The following is a 22908-nucleotide window of genomic DNA, read 5'->3' as shown; positions in this document are numbered from 1 at the left end:
TAAAGAGGTTTAAAATGTTCAAAGAAAACCAAAAAACACTCAACCAATTGCAAATTGTGATCGATATATTTGTGATGAGCATTGCTTTTTCGCTTGCGCATTACATTAGGTTCTACACGTCGTTTTTTTCAGAGGGGATCTTGGCGATTCCTTTGACACAAGCCTTTGTGCCACTGCTGGCATCGATTCCGATTTACTTGATGTTTTATAATTTTATGGGGCTTTATCAAGTGCGATCTTATAAGCTCTTTGAAGAGTTAAAAGGCGTTATTAAAGTGAACACCTATGGGATTGTGACTTTGATTTTAATCCTCTTTGTCTTCAAAATAGTGGATTTTTCAAGACTTGTACTGGTGACGTTTTATTTCTTAAACATTGTATTTACCTTTGCTTCCAGAGGGGTGATCATTTCGCTTGTTCAGAATTATAGGAAGAAAGGGTATAATCTTAGGAAGTGCCTTTTGATAGGCTATAATGATATCGGCAAACAATTCATCAAGAATATCGGGAAGAATCCCGCGTTTGGGTATAAAATCGTGGGAATTTTAGATGATGTGACCATTAAGAGACGTGATTTGCCAGCAGGTTGCGGCATTAGAGGTAGAATAGGAGAACTGGAAGACGTTCTAAAAAATGAAGCTATAGATGTCGTCACGATCGCTTTAACCTTCAATGCCTATGACTGCTTAGGTGAGCTTATAGGGCTCTGTGAGAAGCATGGCATCAAGACAAATATAATCCCCTACTACTATCAGTACATCCCAGCAAGACCTTATATGGACGATTTAGAGGGGATGCCTATCATAGACACCAGACATGTGCCGCTTGATAATCTCTTTAAAGCCATCATGAAAAGACTTGTAGACATCTTGATTTCCAGTGTGGCTATTGTGCTTTTTTCACCTATAATGCTCTTAAGTATTTTGATGATAAAGTTCACATCACCGGGGCCGATTATTTTTAAGCAAGAGCGCGTGGGATTGAACCGAAAAAACTTTGAAATGTACAAGTTTAGATCCATGCGTGTGGAAGATAAAAGCAAAGAGAAGCACAAATGGACTACTGAAAATGACCCCCGTAAGACCAAGTGGGGCAACTTTATGAGAAAGACAAGTATCGATGAATTGCCACAGTTTTTTAATGTGCTCAAGGGCGATATGAGCGTGGTAGGGCCAAGACCAGAACGGCCTTACTTTGTGGATCAGTTTAAAGAAAAGATTCCCAAGTATATGATCAAGCACCAAGTGAGACCTGGGATTACGGGATGGGCACAGGTGAATGGCTGGCGCGGAGATACTTCCATAGAAAAGCGGATCGAGTTTGATCTGTACTATATTGAGAACTGGACGATGAGCCTAGATGTGAAGGTGATTTTGCTCACGTTTGTGAAGGGGTTTGTGAATGGGAATGCTTATTGATCCATCTTGAATTTACATTTGATAACAAGAGAATTAGCATTTACATCTCTACCCCGTACATTGTATAAAGCTGACCCCTCAAAACAGGTATAGTTCTGTGATGCTTTTTTAAAGCGAAAAAGTGGAAAACATACAAATTTAACACATAATGCTTGAAGCTGTATTCTAGAGAAATTGTACTTATTCTCGATGATGCAAGAATTTATCATATCTCTCCATATAAACCGAATTTAAACGAAGGTGGGGTTGAATTAGGAAATGAGCTATAAACAAGGTTTTTGTGATAAAATATAGCATCGAATGATAGTCGATGAGATAAATTTATTGATGCTCTTTGAGGTAGATCTTAATTAAGGATACTTGTGAATGGAATAATATTAAGAATATATTCCAAATTAGAGACAAAAGTCAGCTAATGAATTTTATTGTGATAAAATAGTCTTTGAGAATTAAAAATGGAGGAAAAAAGAGATGCAAGAAAAACAGAATTATCATATTGAAGAATATAATGAAATAAATATTAAAGAACTGATTTTATCAGTTTGGAAAGAGAGAAGATTAGTTGCTGTTATTACTTCAATAATTGTTATTCTAACAGGTGCATATGTTTTTATTTTTACATCACCATCTTATGAATCAACGAGTGAGCTTATGATTAAAACACCAACGGATGTTCAAACTAGATTTGGGGTTTATTCATTTCCATCTCAGAATATAGATGACTATATTCAATATGTATACAGTAAAGATGTGCTAGATCAGGTTATAAAGGATAATGAATTGGATGTCACAAGAAGTATATTTAAGAGGTCAATTAAAATTGTAAAAGATGACAAAAAAGAAACTAATCGTTTTCAAATTGTAGTTGTGGCTAGCGATCCAGTATTATCTAAAACAATTAATGATAATCTGGTTAAAGTATATTTGGAGAATCTAAGAAGTACATTTAAAAAAAATGCACTAGACAATTTTATTTTGTCATATGAAGTTTCAATTGATAATTTCCAAAAATCAATTGACCTTAAAGAATCTATATTGGCGGAGACAAAACAACTAATGGATAGTGTAAATCCGATTTATACTCTTCAAAAAGCATTGTTTGCCGACCCTAATGCAGCAGCATTATATGCAGAGGAGTTAAATGTAGATATAAAATCACTTTCACAAAGCGTGATGATAGAAGAATATTCTGATTCAAATTATTTTAGTTTAGAATCACAGTATTTGGAGCAGAAAACAGAATTAATTAATCTTAAAGAGACTTTGAAACAGACAAAAGATTTTTATAAGGAACTTTTAAATGAAAGAAATGAAATTAACAATTCTAAAGACAGTGAGAGTTCTTCTACTATTTTAAATGGAAAGCTAGATGTTTTATCTTCAAATTTTAATATTATCTCAGATGCATATTTGCCAGATATTCCTTTGGCTCAAAAGAGATTAATTAGAATTTTTATTAGCTTAATATTAGGCTTAATGTTAAGTATCATCATTGTAGTGTTTAGAACATATTGGAAAAACACGTTATAATTAAAAATAGAGCAGAATGAGTGGTTTATTTTGCTCTATTATTGTGTGCCTAGCCGTGTACAGTCACTAAGAAAATTAGCAAATGAGGTAGCAATGTTTAGTTCCTATTACAGAAAGTTAAGCAAGAGTATAACGTTGAATAATATTGGAAAAATGTTATTTTTATTAATGATATTATTGCTTAATTTTATGAAAGTTATATATATTGGACAAGTTCCATTCAATTTTGCGATTTCGGATTTTGTGATTCCATTTATTATTCTTTTCATGCTGATTAATATGAAATTAAAGGATATCGCAGAGGGTGTTAAAATATATATTTGGGCATTGATTTTGTTCTTTTGGATTATTATTGTTGGATTTCATGCTATTTCTAGTGGAACAATAATAGATGAAGGGTGGAAAGGCTTATTAGGAGAGCTTATAAAACTTTTTATTAATTTGAGTTATTTTTACATTGGCTATAAGGCTTTATTGATAATCAAAACAAAATATATCAAGGTGATATGGACAATAAGTTCTTACCTTTTTATGATTATAGGTTTATTGTTAAATTTTATTGCAGTTAATAATTATTTTTCGAATTATATGAATCTAGATAAATATAAGTTTTTTTTTATGGGTACTTACACAGACCCCAATCATGCAGCTACGTTCCTGGGTATAAATGCATTTCTAATGATGCGCTTTGCAAGAAGAGAAAACCGAATTGGTTATAGATGGGTGTATTATTTAAATACAATAATCTCACTTGGCTTGATTCTTTTGACAGATTCTAGAGGCGGATTTTTAGCCGCTTTTTTAGCTTCTATAGTGTGGATTGCATGCAGATCAACAAAAAGAGTTATCGTATTATTGGATGCTATACTTGTGTTTTGGATGGGATTGCTTGCTATTCTAAATATTGATGGTCTAATATTTAGACATGAATTTCTTACTAAATTATATAATAGTTTTTTGAACTTTGGGAGTGGATATGATACGCGTCACAGCCTGGCATTGGTTGCATGGCTGATTGGCAAAGATAATCCGATTTTTGGTGTAGGTAGAGGAAATTACATTGTCAATTCAAAAATATATTTTGATTTTTTAAATCTAGAGTATATAGGGAAAATCCCTCACAACACATATTTGGGACTGTTTTCAGAAACCGGAATTATAGGAATTTTATTATATTTTTTCCCATTGTATTTATTACTATATGTGATTATTAAAAATCGAAGTAAAATCGCGGATAATTTTAGCAATTTTGTGTATCTCAACTCAGAACTTTTGGCAATTTTATGTGTCGTTATGGTACAAGCGAGTGTGCTTAATATTGAAAATCAAAGAGTTTTATGGTTCCTATCAGGAATGGCAATTTATTATTTTAAATCTTTCTCCAGTTTTAAAATTGTTGATCCATTAAAAGTGAAATTGGATTTATATGCCTTTTTAAAACGAGGCGTATCGATTATTGTACTGATTATACTTACATTACTATGCAGTAGTAATGTCTATATTCTAAAATCTGATACTAAAATTGATGGTAAATCTGAAACGGAATTGGACTTAAGTGATTTTGGATCGGATTCGGATTTAAAAGTTTCTTATAATATCTTGAACAATAATGAAGATAGCATAGTCGTAATGAAATTAACTGAAATTACAATTTATGGAAATATAATTGAGCACGCTCACTATGATTATGATAATGTGAGTGGACGAGATTATGTAAACTTTAAGAGACAATTTCCTGATTCTAAAGTTTTTATAAGTTTTGAGAGTATTAAACCAAAGCATGCTACCTTTAACGTTAAGCTTACGAGTCTATCAACACTTGAAAAAATAAAATATATTGATAGGATTTATCCATTACGATTTTTAAATGAAAGCAAATATCCACTGGAAAGCGTGAACAATCAAGCTGATGATTTAGAAACTTTTGATTATAAAGAACTGGATAATGGATTTGTTCTTGTTGGTGCAGATTACAAAGAAAACAAAACTCTAATCATTAAAATAAAAGCAATTAGTAACATTGACAAAAATTATAGATTGAGTGCTTATTTATTACCAACAAGTATTAGCCGATTCAAAAGTAACGGTGGCGTAGGAAATACAGAAAATATAACTTTGGAACACATAGAAAACACTACTATGTGGAATGTCAATGAAATACACGATTTGCATTTTAATGTTTCGAATATTAAAGGTGATTATATAATCTATTTCATAAGCAGCTACACTGATGAAAACGGAATTGTTCATTGGTTAAAATTAAAAAATACAGATAAATCAGATATTGAGATTGGTAAAATTGTTGTAGAGTAGAAAATTAATTCTATTTAGGTTGACCAATGACAAAGTATCGATTATAATTAACGTGTTCAATAAATGAACGATAAAAATAGAACCGCGTGTTAAATCAATTAAGTAAGGAGCAATAGTCTTATGGAGACACACGAAGTTAACATATTAAGTGTGATACAACAAAATGATATGATTTCTCAACGCGATATATCAGATCAAACAGGATTATCACTAGGGATGGTAAATTTGTTGTTAAAAAAATTTATTAAAGTAGGTTTAATCAAAACTGAAAGATTAAATGGTAATAGAATCAAATATATGCTTACACCAAGTGGATTTACAACTCTATCTAAAAAAACTTTACACTTTATAACAAGATCATATCAAGCGGTCTTGAAAATTAGAGGGCATATTGAAACTCTTATATTAGAACGGTTTCAACATGACGAAATTGTTTATATTTTTGGACAACAAGATGAAATTGCAGCTATTTTAATCGATGTTTTGAGTGCACATAAATATAATTATGAATGGGTAAAAGAAAATCCTAAGACAAATAATTTTGTGTATTGGGATGATCAAACTCTAAAAGGGATACATCTTTTGGAGGGGGTTTCTTTAAAAGTATATGATTAAGTTACAGATTTTTATTTTGGGGACAAACGAGGTGGTTAAATGTATTTGAAAATAAAGAGATTAATTGATTTTATGTTGTCGTTGATTGGGTTGATTATACTATCGCCAATTTTTATTATCTTGATCATTGCAATTAAATTGGACACACCAGGTCCAGTACTTTTTAAGCAAAAAAGAGTTAAGGTCAATAAAAAATATTTTGAAATTTATAAATTTAGAACAATGAGGATTGACACACCAAAAGATACTCCGACACATATGCTAGAGAACCCAGAGAAATGGATTACTAAAACTGGAAAGATTTTGAGAAAGACGAGTTTAGATGAGTTGCCACAGATTTTAAATATATTGAGAGGCGATATGTCTATTATTGGTCCACGTCCCGCTTTGTGGAATCAATATGATTTGCTTGATGAGAGAGATCTATATGGTGCAAACGATATACCTGTAGGACTAACTGGGTGGGCGCAAATAAATGGACGAGATGAGTTACCAATAGATGTAAAAGCTAAATTAGATGGTGAATATGTTAAAAAAATAGGATTTGTGATGGATTTAAGATGTTTTTTTGGAACAATTTTAAAAGTTGTAAAAAATGAAGGCGTTTTGGAAGGAAAAAAAAGAAATTATAAAAATTAAATTTTCTGGATTGAAATGAAAGTTTTAACAAAGGTGGGTTTAGCATGAAAAACTATAAAATATCAGCATGTATTGTTACGTATAATAGTGAAACTGAAATAAGAACAATTTTAAATGCATTACTTAAAAGCAGTGTAATATCAATTATGGACGTATATGTTGTTGATAACTGTTCGACTGATAATACAAAAAATGTTGTGGAGAACGAATTTCCTTCAGTTAAACTACTTAAGCTTGAATATAACATCGGGTTTGGTGCAGGTCATAATAAAATAATTATGAACTTAAATACTAAATATCATTTCATTGTAAACCCAGATATTCACTTTGAACCCAATTTAATTGAAGATTTACTTGATTATATGGATGAAAATGAAGATATTTGTATGGTGACACCTAAAATATTAAATCCAGATGGAACTGAACAATTTTTGCCCAAACTAAATCCCAAAATAAGATATTTTTTAGGTGGTCGTTTTGAGAAGTACGGATTTGTATTTGAAAAATGGAGATCCGAATATACAAGAAAAAATGAAATGATTTCAGAACCAACAGATATTGAATTTTCAACAGGTTGTTTTATGATGAGCCGAACAAATGCTTTAAGAGCAGTTAAAGGCTTTGACGAACGCTATTTTTTGCATTTTGAAGATGCAGATTTATCTAGAATGCTTGTTAAAGAAGGTCGACTGATTTTTAATCCGAATTTTACTGTAACACATTTGTGGAAAAGAGATAATGTTAAATCAAAAAAAATATTTTTGATTGCCTTAAATTCAATGATGAAATATTTTATCAAATGGGGACTTTAATGTGAGCTGAAAGGACGGCAAAGGTGAAAAATTCATATAGCATTAGCGAGATTATAAAAAACATAATCGCTTTAGTTTTCACAAAAATATTCTTTAAAAAGGCTAGATTGATTAGACTCCCTATATATATAAGAGGAAAGACACACCTTTCGTATGGGAACGGTTTTACCACAGGATATAATTGCAGACTAGAAATGTTTGATATAACGCAAGGAAATTATAAAAAACTAATCATTGGGAATAATTGTAAAATTGGCGATTATGTGCATATTGCTGCTGGTGAAAAAGTAATTATTGGAAATAATTGTTTAATGGCATCTAAGATTTATATAAGTGATATTAGTCATGGCTGCTATAAAGAAGGCTTGGAAAATGATTCACCAGATATACCACCGGATAGAAGATTATTGGCTACTGATCCTGTTATTATTGGTAATAATGTATGGATTGGTGAAAATGTTAGCATTTTAAGTGGTATTACAATTGGTGACGGATGCATTGTCGGTGCTAATTCAGTTGTTACTAAAAATGTACCGAAACATACAATTGTTGCGGGTGTTCCAGCGAAGGTAATTAAGGTGTGGAATAAAGAAAGTGAATTATGGATCAAGAGCTAAATTTTACACGAAAGGACACATTGAAAGGAAAATACACAGATTAGGTTGTTGTGTAAGCGTAATTATGAAAAAGATTATTATATCGGGAATCAATTTGTTTGAAGGTGGTCCATTATCTGTATATAAAGATTGTTTGGATACAATCATTGAACATGAATATGATAAAGAACATAAAATAATTGCATTCGTTCATAAAAAAATACTATTTAGCGAATACCCAAATACGATTCAATTTATTGAGCTCCCTAATTCTAGGAAAAACTATTTTTGGAGATTGTGGTATGAGTATTTTTATTTCAAGAAATTTTCTAAATTAGAACGTGATATTGATATTTGGATTTCTTTGCATGACATTACTCCAAATGTAGTAGCAAATAATCAATTTACCTATTGCCACAATCCATCACCATTCTTAAAACCAGAGATAGCTAATTTTAGATATAGTCCTACAAATTTTTTATTTTCATTATTTTATAAATATTTGTACAAAATTAATATAAAAAAAAATAAGAGCATAATCGTTCAGCAAAATTGGATTCGGGAGGCATTTGAAAAACTTTATGGCGTAACAAATGTTATTGTTGCTAGGCCAAATCTTGTTAACGTGACAATTGGTCCAAATATAAATAATAACAATGACAAATTCACTTTTTTATTTCCCGCATTTCCTCGGTTTTTTAAAAACTTTGAAGTTATATGTGAAGCATGCAAAATACTTGAAAATAGAGGAATTTACAACTTTGAAATCTGTTTAACTTTAAATGGAAAAGAAAATAATTATTCTAAAGCAATATATAATAAATATAAAGATTTGAAATGCATCACTTGGATAGGACTTCAATCAAGAGAGTCTGTCTTTAGTCTATATGAAAAGATAGATTGTATGATATTCCCTTCAAAGTTAGAGACATGGGGATTACCAATATCAGAGTTTAAGGAAACTAAAAAAACCATTATATTATCTGATTTACCCTATGCTCACGAAACTATAGGCAACTATGATAAACTTAAATTTTTTGACCCGAGTAATTTCGAAGAGCTTGCAAGCTATATGATTAGTGCTATTGAGGGCAGTCTGGACTATGACAAAAGCGTATATAATAGCCCAAAGGAACCGTTTTCAAATAATTGGCATGAATTGCTTATAGAGATAGGCTTTGAATAAGTTACATTGATATAAGAGTGTTTGGAGGTATAAATGATAATTAGATGGAAAAAAACACATGATACGGGTGTGAAATACTACTTTTTTTTATTTTTCGTATATACACTTTCACTTTTTTTCGCAGATGTGAAAGTGGGAACATTTGCCTCTTTATTTATGTTATATCTTATTCTAAAATTGGTTGTAAAAAAACAAATTATTAGAAACTATGCCGATGTTTTGGTTGTAATATATATATTATACAATATATTAACAATTCTGTGGTTCCCAAAAGGGATGTTACCCATGAAGGTTTATTTAACTGAGATAGCTTACTCTATTTTGCCAATTTTATTCTATTTTCTTAAGAATACAAAAAATGAAGCTAAATTATTTACAAAATACACTGTTGATGCAATTTATTATAGTTTGTTCATTGGACTGATTCTTTATATATGGGCGCCACAATTTTATGGACATTACTTGGTCTACCATGGTTTTTCAAGCAACTATAAAATGGGTTGGATAAGGCAAGCTTTACAATCTTTTTATGGTGTTACAGCAGTAGGAACATTATCCACCATTGCGTTGCTTTATTCTTTTCTGCAAGTGGGTGAAAAAAAGAAGATTAAAGATTTACTTTTTTTTATATTTGGGTTGATTTGCCTGATTCTTAGTAGTAGACGATCAGCATGGCTGGCTTTTGCAATTGTGCTGGTGTATTTTCATTATTTGTTTTACTTAAAATTAAAAAAGCTAAGGGAAATTCATTTTTTAGCAGAAATTTTTACCTTAGTCGGTGGAATGATATGTCTCAACTTATTTTTTAATGATGCATTTAATGCGATGATTAGAAGAATAAACACGATGAGCTCAGCAGTTAATGAAAGAGCATATAACTGGATCGATGGAATTAATAGTGTTAATAATTTGGTTATTGGAAAAGGTCTTGGATCTATGAATCATGAGTCTGCTTTGTTTGGAAATATTGGAGTATTTGATAGTTCATATGTGAAAATGCTATGTGAAGTAGGACTTATAGGGTGTGTTTTATTTGGCCTAATAGTTTTTTTAGCTTTGTTTAATGGCATAAAATCAGAACATGTAAAACACATGGAAGTTGGTATAATAATTGTGTTTTTAGTACAGGCAATTGGTTCAAATGTATTTGCCTTTCAAGTATTAGCACCTCTATTTTGGTATTCGATAGGGCAATGTATAAAAAACAGTAGGAGAAGTGAAGATGAAAATATTAGGACTTTATCTACCACAATACCATGAAATTGAAGAAAATAATAAATGGTGGGGAGAAGGGTATACCGAATGGGAAGCGGTCAGATCTGCTAAAGCTCTTTATGAGGGGCATTATCAACCCAGAAAACCTTTAGATAATAATTATTATGATTTGCTAAATGACGGTGCAAACACTTGGAAATGGCAAGCTAAGATAGCTAAAGAAAATGGTGTTTATGGCTTTTGTATATATCATTATTGGTTTTTAGGAAAACAGCTTTTGCATAGACCAATGGAAATATTATTGGAAAATAAAGATATAGATACAAACTACTGTATTTGTTGGGCAAACGAAACTTGGACCAAAACATGGTATGGACTTGAATCAGAAGTGCTCATGGAGCAGGAATATGGCGAAGATAAACAGTGGAGAGAACATTTTAATTATTTACTCCCTTTTTTTAAAGATAAGAGATATATTAAAGTCGATAACAAACCGATGATCAATATATACAGATCTTATGATATCGAAAAGCTAAATAATATGATTTCTGTTTGGAATGAAATGGCTATCTCAAGTGGATTTTCTGGTGTATTTATCATTTCTGGAAATACAAATGGAAAGCTTGAAACAAGAGAAAATCTTATTGACGCATATTACAATTTTGAACCTGGTTTTTCCCTCAAGCACAGGGTGACACCTTTTCAAACGGTTAAATACAATTTTTTAACTTGGATAAGGCAAAATTATAATATCATTTTCAAAAAAGAAATATTGGAACGAACTTTTGATATACGAGATATTTATAAAGTCAATTGGAAAAAACTTAAATATAAGAATAAACCTGTCATTCCGTGTACCCTCCCAATGTGGGATAATACTCCAAGACGAAAACACAAAGGATTTGAGTATATAAATGCTTCTCCCAAAGAATTTCACAAAAATCTTATTCAGATTAAAACCAATTTACACTTACACAACGAATATGGATTTGTATATGTTAATGCTTGGAATGAATGGGGTGAAGGTGCATATTTGGAGCCAGATGAGTATTACAAAGATGAATATTTAAAAATTATTAAAAGTGTTACAAAAGACTTGTAAAATAGCATCTGATGAGGTGAAAAACAATTGGACAAATTGGTAAGTATTATAATACCTGTATATAATGTTGAAAAATATTTAGAAAGATGTTTAGATAGCATTATTGATCAAAGCTTTAGTAACTTTGAAATTATATTAATAAATGATGGATCCACAGATAATTCTCCAAGTATTTGCGAGACGTATGCTTTAAGCAATGATAAAATTAAAGTGGTGCATCAAAATAATAAGGGACCGTCTGCTGCACGAAATAGTGGCTTAGATATTTGTTGTGGTGAATTTGTGATGTTTATCGATAGTGATGATTTTGTTGATTCAAATATGATCAGGACATTGTATTCAGACTTAGAACAGGGAAATGCCGATATCAGTATCTGTAATTCAATTAAATTCAAATCAATTGAGGATCTGAAAACTTATCCTAATAAAACTAATTTTATTGAAATGACAAGTGAAGAAGTTTTAGAATGGTTGCTTACAGACCATGAACTCTGTGTTCCTTGGGGAAAATTGTATAGAAAAAGACTGTTTGATCATTTAAGATTTGATCTTGAACATTATAATGAGGATATGTTTATCATTCATCAGTTGTTTCATTTAGCCTCAAATATAACCTATAACAGTTCAGCTTTATATTTTTATAGTCAAGAAAGTGAGAGTCTTACTAGATCAAATTTTAATTATAGAAAACTGGATATGGTTGAAGCGACAAAGCTTTGGAAAGAGTTTATGGAGATAAATTATCCTAATTTAGCATTAAAAGCTAATACTCTTTTTATGACAGTTATGATTAATACATGTACTAGTCTTTCTGAAATGAAAGACGAATTTGGGAAAAAAACTTACCGTGAATATAGAAAAATCATTTCAAAAAACTGTTTGTCATATATAAAGGCTGAAGATGTCAATCAAAGAGATAAAATTAAAGCAATTCTCATAATGTTGAATCTCTATAAATATTTTGTCAAGTTAAAGAAAATTCGTTCAAGTTATTGAGATAAAGGAGTTATCTATGTCTTTTAAAAATAAAAGAATTTTACTTTTATGCAAAGAAACATACTCATATCCATTGTATTTTCTCGCAGAAAAATGGAAGGAAGACAACACTGTTGCAGCATTTTTTTTTATGCCAGCAGAGTGCATGTACAATAAATGTTATCTAAATGAGTCAACATACTATAGATTTTTGGATATGAAAAATATAGATCTGTACGACGTTAAGGATATTGCAAGGACGTTTAGTGATAATATGAATTCGCCAAAAGTTGATAAAAATTATATGTCTTATGTAGAAAAAACTTACTGCCATTTTAAAAAACTTAATATGCAATTAATGTCCTCTCAATTTACAACAAACTACTATCACGATAGAAGTTATTATAGTGATTTTACGTACGAACAGCAAATGTATTGGCTTCAGTTAAATTATAAAAGGGTAATTGATATTTTCGAAGAATTCAAACCAGATGTTATTATTGACTTAGACGATGCAGAGCTACCAAGGACGATAATAAATGAAGTAGCATATGCGCAAAATATACCATATATTACATTTGAGCACCCAAGATATGAACAACATAAATATCCGACATTTAATATGGGAATTGGCATTGATGACTATTTTAGAACGATTTATGAGAACTGTTATAATTCATCAAATGAAGCGCTAGTTGAAGAAATAAACTACGTTAACAATTTTAGGAGTCAAATTTCAATTATGCCTCAAGAATTTAGAAATACCATTACGGCACAGTACAAAAGAGATCCTATAGTTAAAACCATTAAGACTCTTATCGGTAAAATAATTTACTTTTGGGATCAAGACATATTTAGTGGTAATCGTGGACTTAAAATAAAAAATAAAATATTATATCCAGATTCATTAAAATATGTTCTTTTTTATTTTAAGGTTGAACTATTGAAACATAAGCTACTAGGTAAAAATAAATATTTCAGTGATCCTGTTGAAGGCGAACGATATGTTTATATGCCATTGCATTTGATTCCTGAATCAACAACTTTCGTAAAGGCGCCTCTATTTGTAAATGAACAATTTGTAATAGAGGAAATATCAAAATCTTTACCGATTGGATGGTATTTATACGTTAAGGAACATCAATCTATGCTTGGTGAAAGATCTGTACAGTTTTATAGAACTATTTCTAAATTACCGAATGTTAAGGTTGTGTCTATAAATTATTATGATGATCCTAAACCTTGGATACTAAAAGCTGAGGGCGTTATAACAATTACCGGGTCAAGTGCTTATGAAACGGCAATGCTTGGGAAAAAGGCATTAGTTTTTGGAGAAGTTCCATTTTCATTAATAGAAGGCATTACAAAAGTTAATTCACTTGAAGATCTTCCTAAAATGATTTCAAATTTTGGAACGATTGAAAATATAAAATCGTGTGCAGCTTATATTGCAGCAGTTAAAGAGGCCGGAAGAGAAATCAAACTTAGGTATCTTTTGACTGAAGGTGAAAATATTTTCTTGAGAAATGCTGTTGTGAGTGAGGCGTATTTGAAGCAGATGGATATACTTGAGTCGTTTTTTTATGATGCTTACGCTAGGTATGAATCAATAATAGAGTAGGATGTGGTCTAATGTTTAAGCAAGTAGTAAAAAGATTTTTGCTAAAGAAAAAGGGGATTGTTATTGATTTTAAGTCTCAAATCAATTTATCAGTCAGAAGGCTTAATTCATCAGGAGAGGAAATTAAAATAATAAACTCAAAACTGCATTTAACAAACGTCGATGAAGGCGTTTCTATAGAAAACGTATTTTGTTATGGTGATATTAGCATCGGAAGGTTTACCTCTATATCTGGACCAGGGACCATACTCCACGCTGAAGTAAATAGTATTAAAATAGGCGCATTCACTTCAATTGCACAAAATGTTTCTATTCAGGAATTTAATCACAATCACAATAGACCAACGACTTTTGCTATAAATCACTCTATATTTAAGACGTCATTTAAGGACGATGCAGTTTCTAAAGGCAGTATTTTAATTGAAGATGATGTGTGGATCGGATCAAATGTCACTTTACTGTCAGGAGTAACGATTGGCAGGGGCAGTATTATAGGTGCAGGAACGGTAGTTACAAAAAATATACCGCGATATAGCATAGCGGTTGGAAATCCTGCAAAGATTATTAAAAAAAGATTTGTAGATGAAGTGATTGAATTTTTAGAGGCACTTAAATGGTGGGAATGGGATTTGAATAAAATAAGAAAGAATCATATATTTTTTAGTAGTGACTTAAATGAGATGACTATTAGTGAAGTACAAGATATTATTGTATAAGAATTTTTAGGAGCATAGATGGAAACTAATGTAGAATCTGGTGAAAGAAAAAATAGAGAAGCCTTCAAATCAGGCGTCTGGTATACGATTTCAAACGTGATTATTCGTTCTGTGAGTATTTTGACAGCGCCGATTTTTACTCGAATCTTAACGACTTCTGATTATGGAAAAGCAAGTAATTTTACGGCATGGATGAGCTTATTTGCTATTTTTACAGGTCTCTGTCTTTCTTATAGCTTCGGAAGAGCCAATATAGACTTTAAAGAACAATTTAATGAGTATGTATTATCAATGCAGACGTTGAGTAGTGGCTTTGCTTTACTCATTTTTATTTTCGCGGTACTATTAAGTAAACAACTTGCGATATTAATGAATATGGAACAATTTCTTGTAATTATTTTGTTCTTATATCTACTTATAGTACCTTCGGTTGATTACATGCAAACCAAATATAGATTCTGCTTCAAATATAAGGAAAACATCACGATTACATACATTAATACGATTGGTGTAGTTGGGTTTTCACTCATTTTTATTTTTATATTCAACGAACAACGGTATTTAGGAAGAATTATTGGGATAATATTGCCGATGTTTCTCATTGGCATTGTTTTTTATGTTAAAATATTTATTGAAGGAAAGCGTATTAATTTAACCTATTGGTCTTATGCCTTAAAAATTTCGATTCCGATGATTCCTCATGCACTTGCAATAGTTGTTTTAACACAAATTGATAGAATTATGATTACAAAATTTTCTGGAAGTTCTGCACTGGGAATATATAGTTTTGGTTATTCGTATGCCATTCTATTATCTATTTTCACTAATTCTATTGCACAGGCATGGATTCCATGGCTTTATAATGAATATCATAGTGGGAGATACGAGTTAATTAAAAAAGCCAATAAAATAATCAATATTGGCATGGGAATGTTAACCATATTATTTGTTTCAATTGCGCCTGAGGTTTTAAAGCTACTTGGAACTGAAGCATTTTGGGAAGCAAAATGGGTAGTTGCGCCAATTGCTATTGGAGCTTTTTTTCAGTATTTGTATAGTAATTACTCAAGTATAGAACTTTATCATAAAAAAACAATCCCAATTGCGGTGGGAACTATTTTGGCCGCAGGTATAAATTATATTTTGAATTATATGTTTATTCCAAAATACGGATATGTTGCAGCGGCTTATACAACTTGCATAAGCTATTTATTCCTGGTATTATTTCATTGGATTAATTGTAAAAAAATAATAAAAGAGAAAATATATGATGATGCATTCATTTTAAAAATAATTGTTGTAACTGTCATTATAACAATTGGTGTTGTAAAATTGTATGATGCCATTTTAATTAGATATCTATTTTTAGTTGTATGTATAGTGATGATGTCATTCATCTACAAAAGCGAAGTTAAAACAGCGGTAATTAAGTTAAAACAGCAATTTTCGAGTAAAAAATAAACTAATATTATAAAAGGAAGTGAGAGCATGAAAATTCTAGTTACTGGAGCTGATGGGTTTATCGGAAGTCATTTGGTAGAGGAGTTGATTTCACAAGGTCATCAGATTAGAGCCTTTGTGTACTACAATTCTTTTAACACTTGGGGATGGCTTGATACTTTACCCCAAAATATACTGAATCAAGTTGAAATTTTTGCAGGAGATATTAGAGATCCCAATGGGGTCAGAGAAGCCATGAAAGGCATTGAATGTGTTTATCATTTAGCGGCATTGATTGCAATTCCATTTAGTTATCATTCTCCAGATTCATATGTGGATACCAATATCAAAGGGACTTTAAACATATTACAAGCTGGACGCGACTTGGATACGCCAAGAATTTTGGTTACTTCTACCTCAGAGGTTTATGGAACTGCACAGTATGTTCCAATTGATGAAAAACATCCCTTTCAAGGACAGTCCCCATATTCTGCGACAAAAATAGGTGCAGATAGAATTGCAGAATCATTCTATCGCAGTTTTAATATGCCTATTACAATTGTTAGGCCATTTAATACTTATGGACCAAGACAGTCTAATAGGGCGGTTATTCCGACTATTATTACTCAGTTACTTTCAGGAAAGACAGAAATTAAATTAGGGAGCTTAACGCCAACAAGAGATTTTAACTATGTAAAAGATACCGTTAGAGGATTTATAGAAATTGAGAAATCGGCGCAAACTATTGGTGAAGAGATTAATATTGCAACGCAGGATGAAATTTCTATTGGACAGTTGGCAAATGAAATGATTAGACAAATTAATACAAATGCAAAAATAATTTGCGATGACCAACGTCTTAGACCTGAAAAAAGCGAAGTTAATAGATTATTAGGTTCAAATGCAAAAATCAAATTATTGACTAATTGGACACCTCAATATACTTTGGAAACAGGTCTTAATGAAACAATAAAATGGATGGAAAAGAATTTAGATAAATATAAAATAGATATTTATAATATATAGGGGGTGTGTTTATGGAACATTTTATTCCTTTATCAGTACCAAACTTGAAAGGAAAAGAACTTGAGTATGTTTCTAATGCTGTTAAAACGGAGTGGGTTTCTACTGGGGGACCATATGTGAACCAGTTTGAAGAAAAAATTGCTGAATATTTATATGTAAAAGGTGCCGTATCTTGTCAAAATGGAACTGCTGGAATTCATACGGCTTTATTGGTTTTAAAAGTTAATCGAGGTGATGAGGTGATTGTGCCAACGTTAACCTTTATAGCTGCAGTCAATCCCGTAAATTACATAGGTGCGGAACCCGTATTTATGGATTGTGATGATTCTCTCTGCATGGATCCTAGAAAACTTTATAAATTTTGTACAGAGGAATGTGACTTTGTTGAAGGACATTTATTGAACAAATTGACTTCAAAAATTATCAAAGCTATTATTGTCGTACATGTTTTTGGAAACATGGCGAATATGGAGGAAATCACAAAAATAGCTAAAGAATTTAATTTAGCCATTATTGAAGATGCAACAGAGGCAATTGGAACTTATTATACAGAAGGAAAATTCAAAGGTAAATATGCAGGGACAATAGGGGATGTAGGTGTATTTTCATTTAATGGAAACAAAATTATTACCACTGGTGGTGGTGGGATGATTGTTTCAAATGATGAGTATATTTTAGATCACTCAAAACATCTTACAACACAGGCAAAAAGTGATGAATTATTTTATACTCATGATGAAGTCGGATATAATTATCGAATGACTAATTTACAAGCTGCATTGGGATTGGCACAACTCGAACAATTAGAAAAATTTATTGAGATTAAGTTAAGTAATTACGATAAATACAAGCATGCGTTGACTAATGTTGCGGGTTTAATTATGATAGATTTTGTTAAAGTAGCTAGATCCAATAAGTGGTTTTATTCTTTAATAATTGATGACAAAGAATACGGAATAGGCAGAGATGACCTTATTGTGAAACTTAATGAAAAAGGAATTCAGAGTAGACCTATTTGGGGTTTAATCCATCAACAAATGCCGTATAAAGATAAGCAAAGCTATAAAATTGAAAAGGCTTCATATTATATTGAAAAAGTTTTAAATATTCCATGTAGTACGAACTTAAGTGAAGCAGATGTTGATTACGTAATTTCAATTATTAAGTCATTAAAAAAAAGTGGTGAAATATAATGACGGATATAAATTCACTTATAATATCTGTAGATATGACTATTATTCAAGCGATTCAAAAAATTGATATTACATCTAGGAAAATATTGATTGTTGCAGAAGATAATAGATTGATTGCAGGTGTTGTAACTGATGGTGATATTAGAAGATGGATTTTAAAAAGTGGCGATATGAATAGTAGCGTTTCATATATTATGAATCCTAATCCTATTGTAGTTCAAGATGGTGAAGAAAAAAAAGCTTTTGAAATAATGAAAAATCGATTTATAGATGCAATTCCTGTTGTGAATGAAAATCAAGAAATTGTAGATATTATTTTTTGGAATGATGAATTAAATGGTACCTTATTTAAGAAACCTAATTTAGATATTCCGATTGTTATTATGGCAGGGGGGAAAGGGACTAGACTATATCCCTATACGAGGATTCTGCCTAAACCACTAGTTCCAATCGGAGATATCCCAATAGTTGAGCGCATCATTAACAAGTTTAGAGATTTTGGTGCAGAACATTTTTATATGACGGTTAACTATAAAAAAAACATGATCAAATCATATTTTAGTGATTTAGAAAAAGACTATTCTTTAGAATTTGTTGAGGAAGAAAAACCTTTAGGAACAGGTGGTAGTTTAAAGCTACTTAATGAAACACTAGTCACTACGTTCTTTGTCAGTAACTGTGATATTCTAATCGATGCCAATTATTTGGATATATATGAATATCACAAAAAGAATAAAAATCATTTAACAATGATTACCTCGTTAAAGAATTTTAAAATTTCATATGGTGTTGTTGAACTCAACGAATTTGGTTTAATCGACAAGACAATTGAAAAGCCCGAATATAATTTCTTGGTAAATACAGGTATGTATTTGGTTGAACCAGAACTCTTGGAGCTTATTCCTAATGATCATTTTTTTAATATGACTGAATTGGTTGATTTGTGTATTGCTAATGATTATAGAGTAGGCACTTTTCCTATCAGTGATAATGCTTGGCTAGATATGGGACAAGTAGGCGAAATGGAAAATATGATTAAAAAATTAGGTATTGAATAATCAATAAAAAAGGTTATAACAACATTATAGTATTTAGGGAGGATCTGTATGAAGGGCATTATTCTTGCAGGAGGATCAGGAACACGTTTATACCCATTAACAATGATTACGAGCAAACAGCTCTTGGCAGTTTACGATAAACCAATGATTTATTATCCGCTGTCAACACTTATGCTAGCTGGGATAAAGGATATTTTAATCATATCAACACCGCATGACTTGCCAAATTTTATAAAACTTCTGGGAGACGGAAGCCAATTTGGAATCCAACTAACATATAAAGAACAACCATCACCAGATGGTCTTGCGCAGGCATTTTTAATTGGAGAAGAGTTTATTGGAAATGATACATGCGCCATGATTTTAGGCGATAATATTTTCTATGGAAATGGGTTTACACAATTATTAAAAGAAGCAAAAGAAAATTCTGATGTCGGAAAGTCGACCATCTTCGGGTATTATGTCCATGATCCTGAGCGTTTTGGGATTGTTGAATTTGATGAAAATGGTAAAGTGATATCAGTTGAGGAAAAGCCACAAGAGCCAAAATCAAATTATTGTATAACTGGATTGTATTTTTATGATAATAGAGTTACAGCATTGGCAAAGTTAGTTAAACCGTCTCATAGAGGTGAACTTGAAATCACAGATTTAAATAGACTTTATCTTGAGCAAGGAGATTTAAACGTAAAACTTATAGGGCGTGGTTATGCTTGGCTTGATACGGGTACTGTTGACAGCTTGATTGATGCGGCTAATTTTGTTCAGATGATCGAGTTACGACAAGGCATTAAGATTTCAGCACCAGAAGAGATTGCTTATGTAAACAAATGGATAACAAAAGATGATGTTTTTTTGGCTGCTGAACGCTATGGGAAATCACCCTATGGGGAGCATCTAAAAAAAGTTGCTGAAGGTAAATTGAGATATTAGATATGAGGTTTTGAGATCATGAAAATTATAAAAACAGAATTTAAAGGATTATTGATTATTGAGACAGATGTATTTGGTGACAATAGAGGGTGGTTTTCAGAGACTTATACAAAAAGTAAGTTTGCTGATGCAGGGATAGACATAGATTTTATTCAGGACAATCAATCTTTCTCTCAAGCGGCTAATACATTGAGAGGTTTGCACTGTCAGACAGATCCCAAAGCACAAACAAAAATGATTAGGTGCACAAGGGGTAGAATAATTGATACTGTAGTTGATTTAAGAAAAGGGTCTGATACTTATAAAAAATGGTTAAGCATTGAACTATCTGAGGAGAATAAAAGGCAGTTTTTGATTCCAAAGGGATTTGCTCATGCTTTTTTAACATTGACTGATAATGTGGAGGTTCAGTACAAAGTTGATGAATATTATTCCAAAGAAAATGATCGGAGTATTGCATTCAATGATCCTGAATTTGCTATTGATTGGGAGTATAAAAACCCGATCTTATCAGATAAAGATCGAAATGCCCCTTTTTATGCTGAATCCGATATTCAGTTTAGTATCAAAGTTTTAGTGACTGGTGCAAGTGGACAACTAGGGTATGATGTTGTAAGAAAACTCAATCAACTTGGAATTAAAAACTATGGTGCAAGCACCAAGGATTTTAATATAACAAATATCTTAGAAACAGAGCAATTTATTCAAAATTATAATCCTGATGTTGTAATCCATTGTGCGGCTTATACTGCTGTGGATCTAGCAGAAACTGAAAAGAATTGTTGTCATCAAATAAATGTAGATGGGACGCGAAATATAGTAAATCTATGTAAAAAGATAAATGCAAAGATGCTCTATGTCAGCTCAGATTACGTGTTTGATGGAAGTGGTGATGATCCACATCGTGAAGATGAAGATACAAAGCCAATTAACTATTATGGCTATACAAAGGAACAAGGCGAAAAAGTAGTTCGTGAAACTCTTGATAATTATTATATAGTGAGAACTTCATGGGTTTATGGGAAAAATGGAAATAATTTCGTTAAAACGATGCTTAAATTATCTGAAACAAAAAAAGAGTTGAATGTAGTTAGTGATCAAATTGGTGCACCAACATATACCAAAGATTTAGCTGAATTTATTTGTGAATTGATACAAACAAAAGCGTATGGCATTTATCATGGTGTTAATGGAGGTTATTGTAGTTGGTATGAATTTTCAAAATCTATTTTTAAACATCAAAAATTAAATATTGAAGTGAATCCTGTTTTATCATCTGAATACAAAACGACTGCAAAAAGACCGTTTAATTCAAGGCTTTCTACTCATAAAACGGATTTACTTAATATTTATAATTTTCCGAATTGGGAAGATGCTTTGGTAAGATTTTTGAATGAACTTAAAGAATAGTCACGAGAGGGAGATGTTATGAATTCGATATTAGTAACGGGTGGTGCCGGTTTTATAGGAAGTAATTTTATAAAGCAATTTCTAAAGAACCATAAGGATGTTCATGTTGTAAATGTTGACTTATTAACCTATGCTGGAAATTTAATGAATTTAGACGATGTTAAAGAAAGTGACAATTATACTTTTTTTAAAGCTGATATAAGAGATCGAAAAGCAATTGAATCTATTTTCGAAAAATACAACATTATGAATATAGTGAATTTTGCTGCAGAATCTCACGTGGATAGAAGCATTGAACACCCAGAAATATTTTTAGAAACCAATATTATAGGAACTCAAAATTTGCTAGATATTGCAAAAAAACATTGGAAAAAAAATCCAAGCGACAAATATTGTAAAATATATAAAAAAAATGTTAAATTCTTACAAATTTCAACAGATGAAGTGTACGGCACTTTAGGAAAGGAAGGTAAATTCACTGAAGATATGCCTCTTATGCCGAATAGTCCTTATTCAGCTTCAAAAGCTAGTGCAGATTTGATAGTGAGGGCATATTTTGAAACATATGGTTTACCAGTAAATATCACAAGATGTAGTAATAACTATGGCCCCTTTCAGTTTCCAGAAAAATTAATACCTTTGATAATCAATAATTGTTATAATGAAAAAGAACTTCCCGTTTATGGTGATGGACTTCAAATTAGAGATTGGCTTCATGTGTCAGATCATTGTTCAGCTATAGAAACCGTTCTTTTTAATGGTTCAATGGGTGAAGTATATAATATTGGTGGTAATAATGAAAAATCTAATATTCATATTGTAGAACTAATAATTGAACATCTGTCTAAATCTAGAAATCTCATTAAGTATGTGAAAGATAGACCTGGCCATGACAGGCGATATGCAATTGACAATACTAAAATCACTAGAGAATTAGGATGGAATCCTAAGTATACGTTTGAAGCAGGAATTGAAGAGACCATTAATTGGTATTTAGAAAATTTGAAATGGATTGAAAATATTACTTCTGGTGGATATCAGGAATATTATACTAATATGTACGATGGATCATTTGGGGTATAGAATTGTTGGAATATAATAGGAGAAATG

Annotated in this window: 20 protein-coding genes; all 20 read left to right on the top strand. The window is 31.3% G+C overall.

Annotated elements, in window-relative coordinates:
• Positions 1-14: 14 nt before the first annotated feature.
• The 20 genes from F3D3_RS11775 (at position 15) to rfbB (ending at position 22881) form a co-directional block, all read left to right on the top strand.
• Complete coding sequence (locus F3D3_RS11775; protein WP_069874157.1) at positions 15-1418, top strand: undecaprenyl-phosphate glucose phosphotransferase; 1404 nt, start codon at positions 15-17, stop codon at positions 1416-1418.
• Positions 1419-1889: 471 nt separating this feature from the next.
• Positions 1890-2948: a Wzz/FepE/Etk N-terminal domain-containing protein gene (locus F3D3_RS11765; protein WP_069874153.1), complete on the top strand. Its 1059-nt coding sequence runs from the start codon at positions 1890-1892 to the stop codon at positions 2946-2948.
• A 45-nt stretch (positions 2949-2993) separates the two neighbouring features.
• The gene (locus F3D3_RS11760) at positions 2994-5261 is read left to right on the top strand and encodes an O-antigen ligase (protein WP_175438362.1); all 2268 of its coding nucleotides are present in this window, start codon (positions 2994-2996) and stop codon (positions 5259-5261) included.
• Between the two features lie 120 nt (positions 5262-5381).
• On the top strand, positions 5382-5876 hold the full coding sequence (locus F3D3_RS11755; RefSeq protein ID WP_069874150.1) for a winged helix-turn-helix transcriptional regulator: 495 nt from the start codon (positions 5382-5384) through the stop codon (positions 5874-5876).
• Positions 5877-5915: 39 nt separating this feature from the next.
• A complete protein-coding gene (locus F3D3_RS11750; protein WP_069874148.1) occupies positions 5916-6515 on the top strand; it encodes a sugar transferase in 600 nt (199 codons plus the stop codon).
• A 44-nt stretch (positions 6516-6559) separates the two neighbouring features.
• Entirely contained in the window at positions 6560-7327 is a 768-nt protein-coding gene (locus tag F3D3_RS11745) for a glycosyltransferase family 2 protein (protein WP_069874146.1), read from the top strand.
• 194 nt (positions 7328-7521) lie between these two features.
• A complete protein-coding gene (locus F3D3_RS11740; protein ID WP_242877127.1) occupies positions 7522-7944 on the top strand; it encodes a DapH/DapD/GlmU-related protein in 423 nt (140 codons plus the stop codon).
• A 64-nt stretch (positions 7945-8008) separates the two neighbouring features.
• On the top strand, positions 8009-9109 hold the full coding sequence (locus tag F3D3_RS11735) for a glycosyltransferase (RefSeq protein ID WP_069874142.1): 1101 nt from the start codon (positions 8009-8011) through the stop codon (positions 9107-9109).
• 33 nt (positions 9110-9142) lie between these two features.
• Complete coding sequence (locus F3D3_RS11730; protein ID WP_069874141.1) at positions 9143-10369, top strand: O-antigen ligase; 1227 nt, start codon at positions 9143-9145, stop codon at positions 10367-10369.
• Complete coding sequence (locus tag F3D3_RS11725; RefSeq protein ID WP_069874139.1) at positions 10332-11426, top strand: glycoside hydrolase family 99-like domain-containing protein; 1095 nt, start codon at positions 10332-10334, stop codon at positions 11424-11426. Before F3D3_RS11730 ends, F3D3_RS11725 begins: the two co-directional genes overlap by 38 nt.
• Before the next feature lie 27 nt (positions 11427-11453).
• On the top strand, positions 11454-12422 hold the full coding sequence (locus F3D3_RS11720; RefSeq protein WP_069874137.1) for a glycosyltransferase: 969 nt from the start codon (positions 11454-11456) through the stop codon (positions 12420-12422).
• Between the two features lie 16 nt (positions 12423-12438).
• Positions 12439-14022 (top strand): hypothetical protein, encoded by a 1584-nt coding sequence (locus F3D3_RS11715; RefSeq protein ID WP_069874135.1) that lies wholly within the window; start codon positions 12439-12441, stop codon positions 14020-14022.
• Positions 14023-14033: 11 nt separating this feature from the next.
• Positions 14034-14738 (top strand): CatB-related O-acetyltransferase, encoded by a 705-nt coding sequence (locus F3D3_RS11710; RefSeq protein WP_084388986.1) that lies wholly within the window; start codon positions 14034-14036, stop codon positions 14736-14738.
• Positions 14739-14756: 18 nt separating this feature from the next.
• Positions 14757-16199: a lipopolysaccharide biosynthesis protein gene (locus F3D3_RS11705; protein WP_069874133.1), complete on the top strand. Its 1443-nt coding sequence runs from the start codon at positions 14757-14759 to the stop codon at positions 16197-16199.
• Positions 16200-16226: 27 nt separating this feature from the next.
• Positions 16227-17204 carry an NAD-dependent 4,6-dehydratase LegB gene (locus F3D3_RS11700; RefSeq protein ID WP_069874132.1) on the top strand — a complete coding sequence of 326 codons (978 nt, stop codon included), beginning with the start codon at positions 16227-16229 and terminating at the stop codon, positions 17202-17204.
• Positions 17205-17215: 11 nt separating this feature from the next.
• Complete coding sequence (locus F3D3_RS11695; protein WP_069874130.1) at positions 17216-18397, top strand: LegC family aminotransferase; 1182 nt, start codon at positions 17216-17218, stop codon at positions 18395-18397.
• Positions 18397-19455, top strand: coding sequence for a nucleotidyltransferase family protein (locus F3D3_RS11690; RefSeq protein ID WP_069874129.1), 1059 nt, complete (start codon positions 18397-18399; stop codon positions 19453-19455). Before F3D3_RS11695 ends, F3D3_RS11690 begins: the two co-directional genes overlap by 1 nt.
• 48 nt (positions 19456-19503) lie before the next feature.
• Complete coding sequence (gene rfbA / locus F3D3_RS11685) at positions 19504-20388, top strand: glucose-1-phosphate thymidylyltransferase RfbA (protein ID WP_069874127.1); 885 nt, start codon at positions 19504-19506, stop codon at positions 20386-20388.
• Positions 20389-20406: 18 nt separating this feature from the next.
• The gene (gene rfbD, locus F3D3_RS23350; protein WP_084388985.1) at positions 20407-21798 is read left to right on the top strand and encodes a dTDP-4-dehydrorhamnose reductase; all 1392 of its coding nucleotides are present in this window, start codon (positions 20407-20409) and stop codon (positions 21796-21798) included.
• An 18-nt stretch (positions 21799-21816) separates the two neighbouring features.
• Positions 21817-22881 (top strand): dTDP-glucose 4,6-dehydratase, encoded by a 1065-nt coding sequence (gene rfbB, locus F3D3_RS11675; RefSeq protein WP_069874125.1) that lies wholly within the window; start codon positions 21817-21819, stop codon positions 22879-22881.
• The last annotated feature ends 27 nt before the right edge of the window (positions 22882-22908 follow it).

It is taken from the genome of Fusibacter sp. 3D3, from assembly GCF_001748365.1.
In the GTDB taxonomy this organism is placed as follows: domain Bacteria; phylum Bacillota; class Clostridia; order Peptostreptococcales; family Acidaminobacteraceae; genus Fusibacter_A.
The sequence above is the reverse complement of the archived record's forward strand: the minus strand, read 5'-3'. Positions and strand labels throughout refer to the sequence as shown.

Bases quoted from the DNA above. Each gene is read 5' to 3' on its own strand.
- F3D3_RS11700 (WP_069874132.1), top strand. From the start codon at position 16,227: ATGAAAATTCTAGTTACTGGAGCTGATGGGTTTATCGGAAGTCATTTG.
- F3D3_RS11740 (WP_242877127.1), top strand. From the start codon at position 7,522: ATGTTTGATATAACGCAAGGAAATTATAAAAAACTAATCATTGGGAAT.
- F3D3_RS11715 (WP_069874135.1), top strand. From the start codon at position 12,439: ATGTCTTTTAAAAATAAAAGAATTTTACTTTTATGCAAAGAAACATAC.
- F3D3_RS11735 (WP_069874142.1), top strand. From the start codon at position 8,009: ATGAAAAAGATTATTATATCGGGAATCAATTTGTTTGAAGGTGGTCCA.
- rfbD (WP_084388985.1), top strand. From the start codon at position 20,407: ATGAAAATTATAAAAACAGAATTTAAAGGATTATTGATTATTGAGACA.
- F3D3_RS11690 (WP_069874129.1), top strand. From the start codon at position 18,397: ATGACGGATATAAATTCACTTATAATATCTGTAGATATGACTATTATT.
- F3D3_RS11745 (WP_069874146.1), top strand. From the start codon at position 6,560: ATGAAAAACTATAAAATATCAGCATGTATTGTTACGTATAATAGTGAA.
- F3D3_RS11765 (WP_069874153.1), top strand. From the start codon at position 1,890: ATGCAAGAAAAACAGAATTATCATATTGAAGAATATAATGAAATAAAT.
- F3D3_RS11730 (WP_069874141.1), top strand. From the start codon at position 9,143: ATGATAATTAGATGGAAAAAAACACATGATACGGGTGTGAAATACTAC.
- F3D3_RS11705 (WP_069874133.1), top strand. From the start codon at position 14,757: ATGGAAACTAATGTAGAATCTGGTGAAAGAAAAAATAGAGAAGCCTTC.
- F3D3_RS11775 (WP_069874157.1), top strand. From the start codon at position 15: ATGTTCAAAGAAAACCAAAAAACACTCAACCAATTGCAAATTGTGATC.
- F3D3_RS11725 (WP_069874139.1), top strand. From the start codon at position 10,332: ATGAAAATATTAGGACTTTATCTACCACAATACCATGAAATTGAAGAA.
- rfbB (WP_069874125.1), top strand. From the start codon at position 21,817: ATGAATTCGATATTAGTAACGGGTGGTGCCGGTTTTATAGGAAGTAAT.
- rfbA (WP_069874127.1), top strand. From the start codon at position 19,504: ATGAAGGGCATTATTCTTGCAGGAGGATCAGGAACACGTTTATACCCA.
- F3D3_RS11750 (WP_069874148.1), top strand. From the start codon at position 5,916: ATGTATTTGAAAATAAAGAGATTAATTGATTTTATGTTGTCGTTGATT.
- F3D3_RS11755 (WP_069874150.1), top strand. From the start codon at position 5,382: ATGGAGACACACGAAGTTAACATATTAAGTGTGATACAACAAAATGAT.
- F3D3_RS11695 (WP_069874130.1), top strand. From the start codon at position 17,216: ATGGAACATTTTATTCCTTTATCAGTACCAAACTTGAAAGGAAAAGAA.
- F3D3_RS11710 (WP_084388986.1), top strand. From the start codon at position 14,034: ATGTTTAAGCAAGTAGTAAAAAGATTTTTGCTAAAGAAAAAGGGGATT.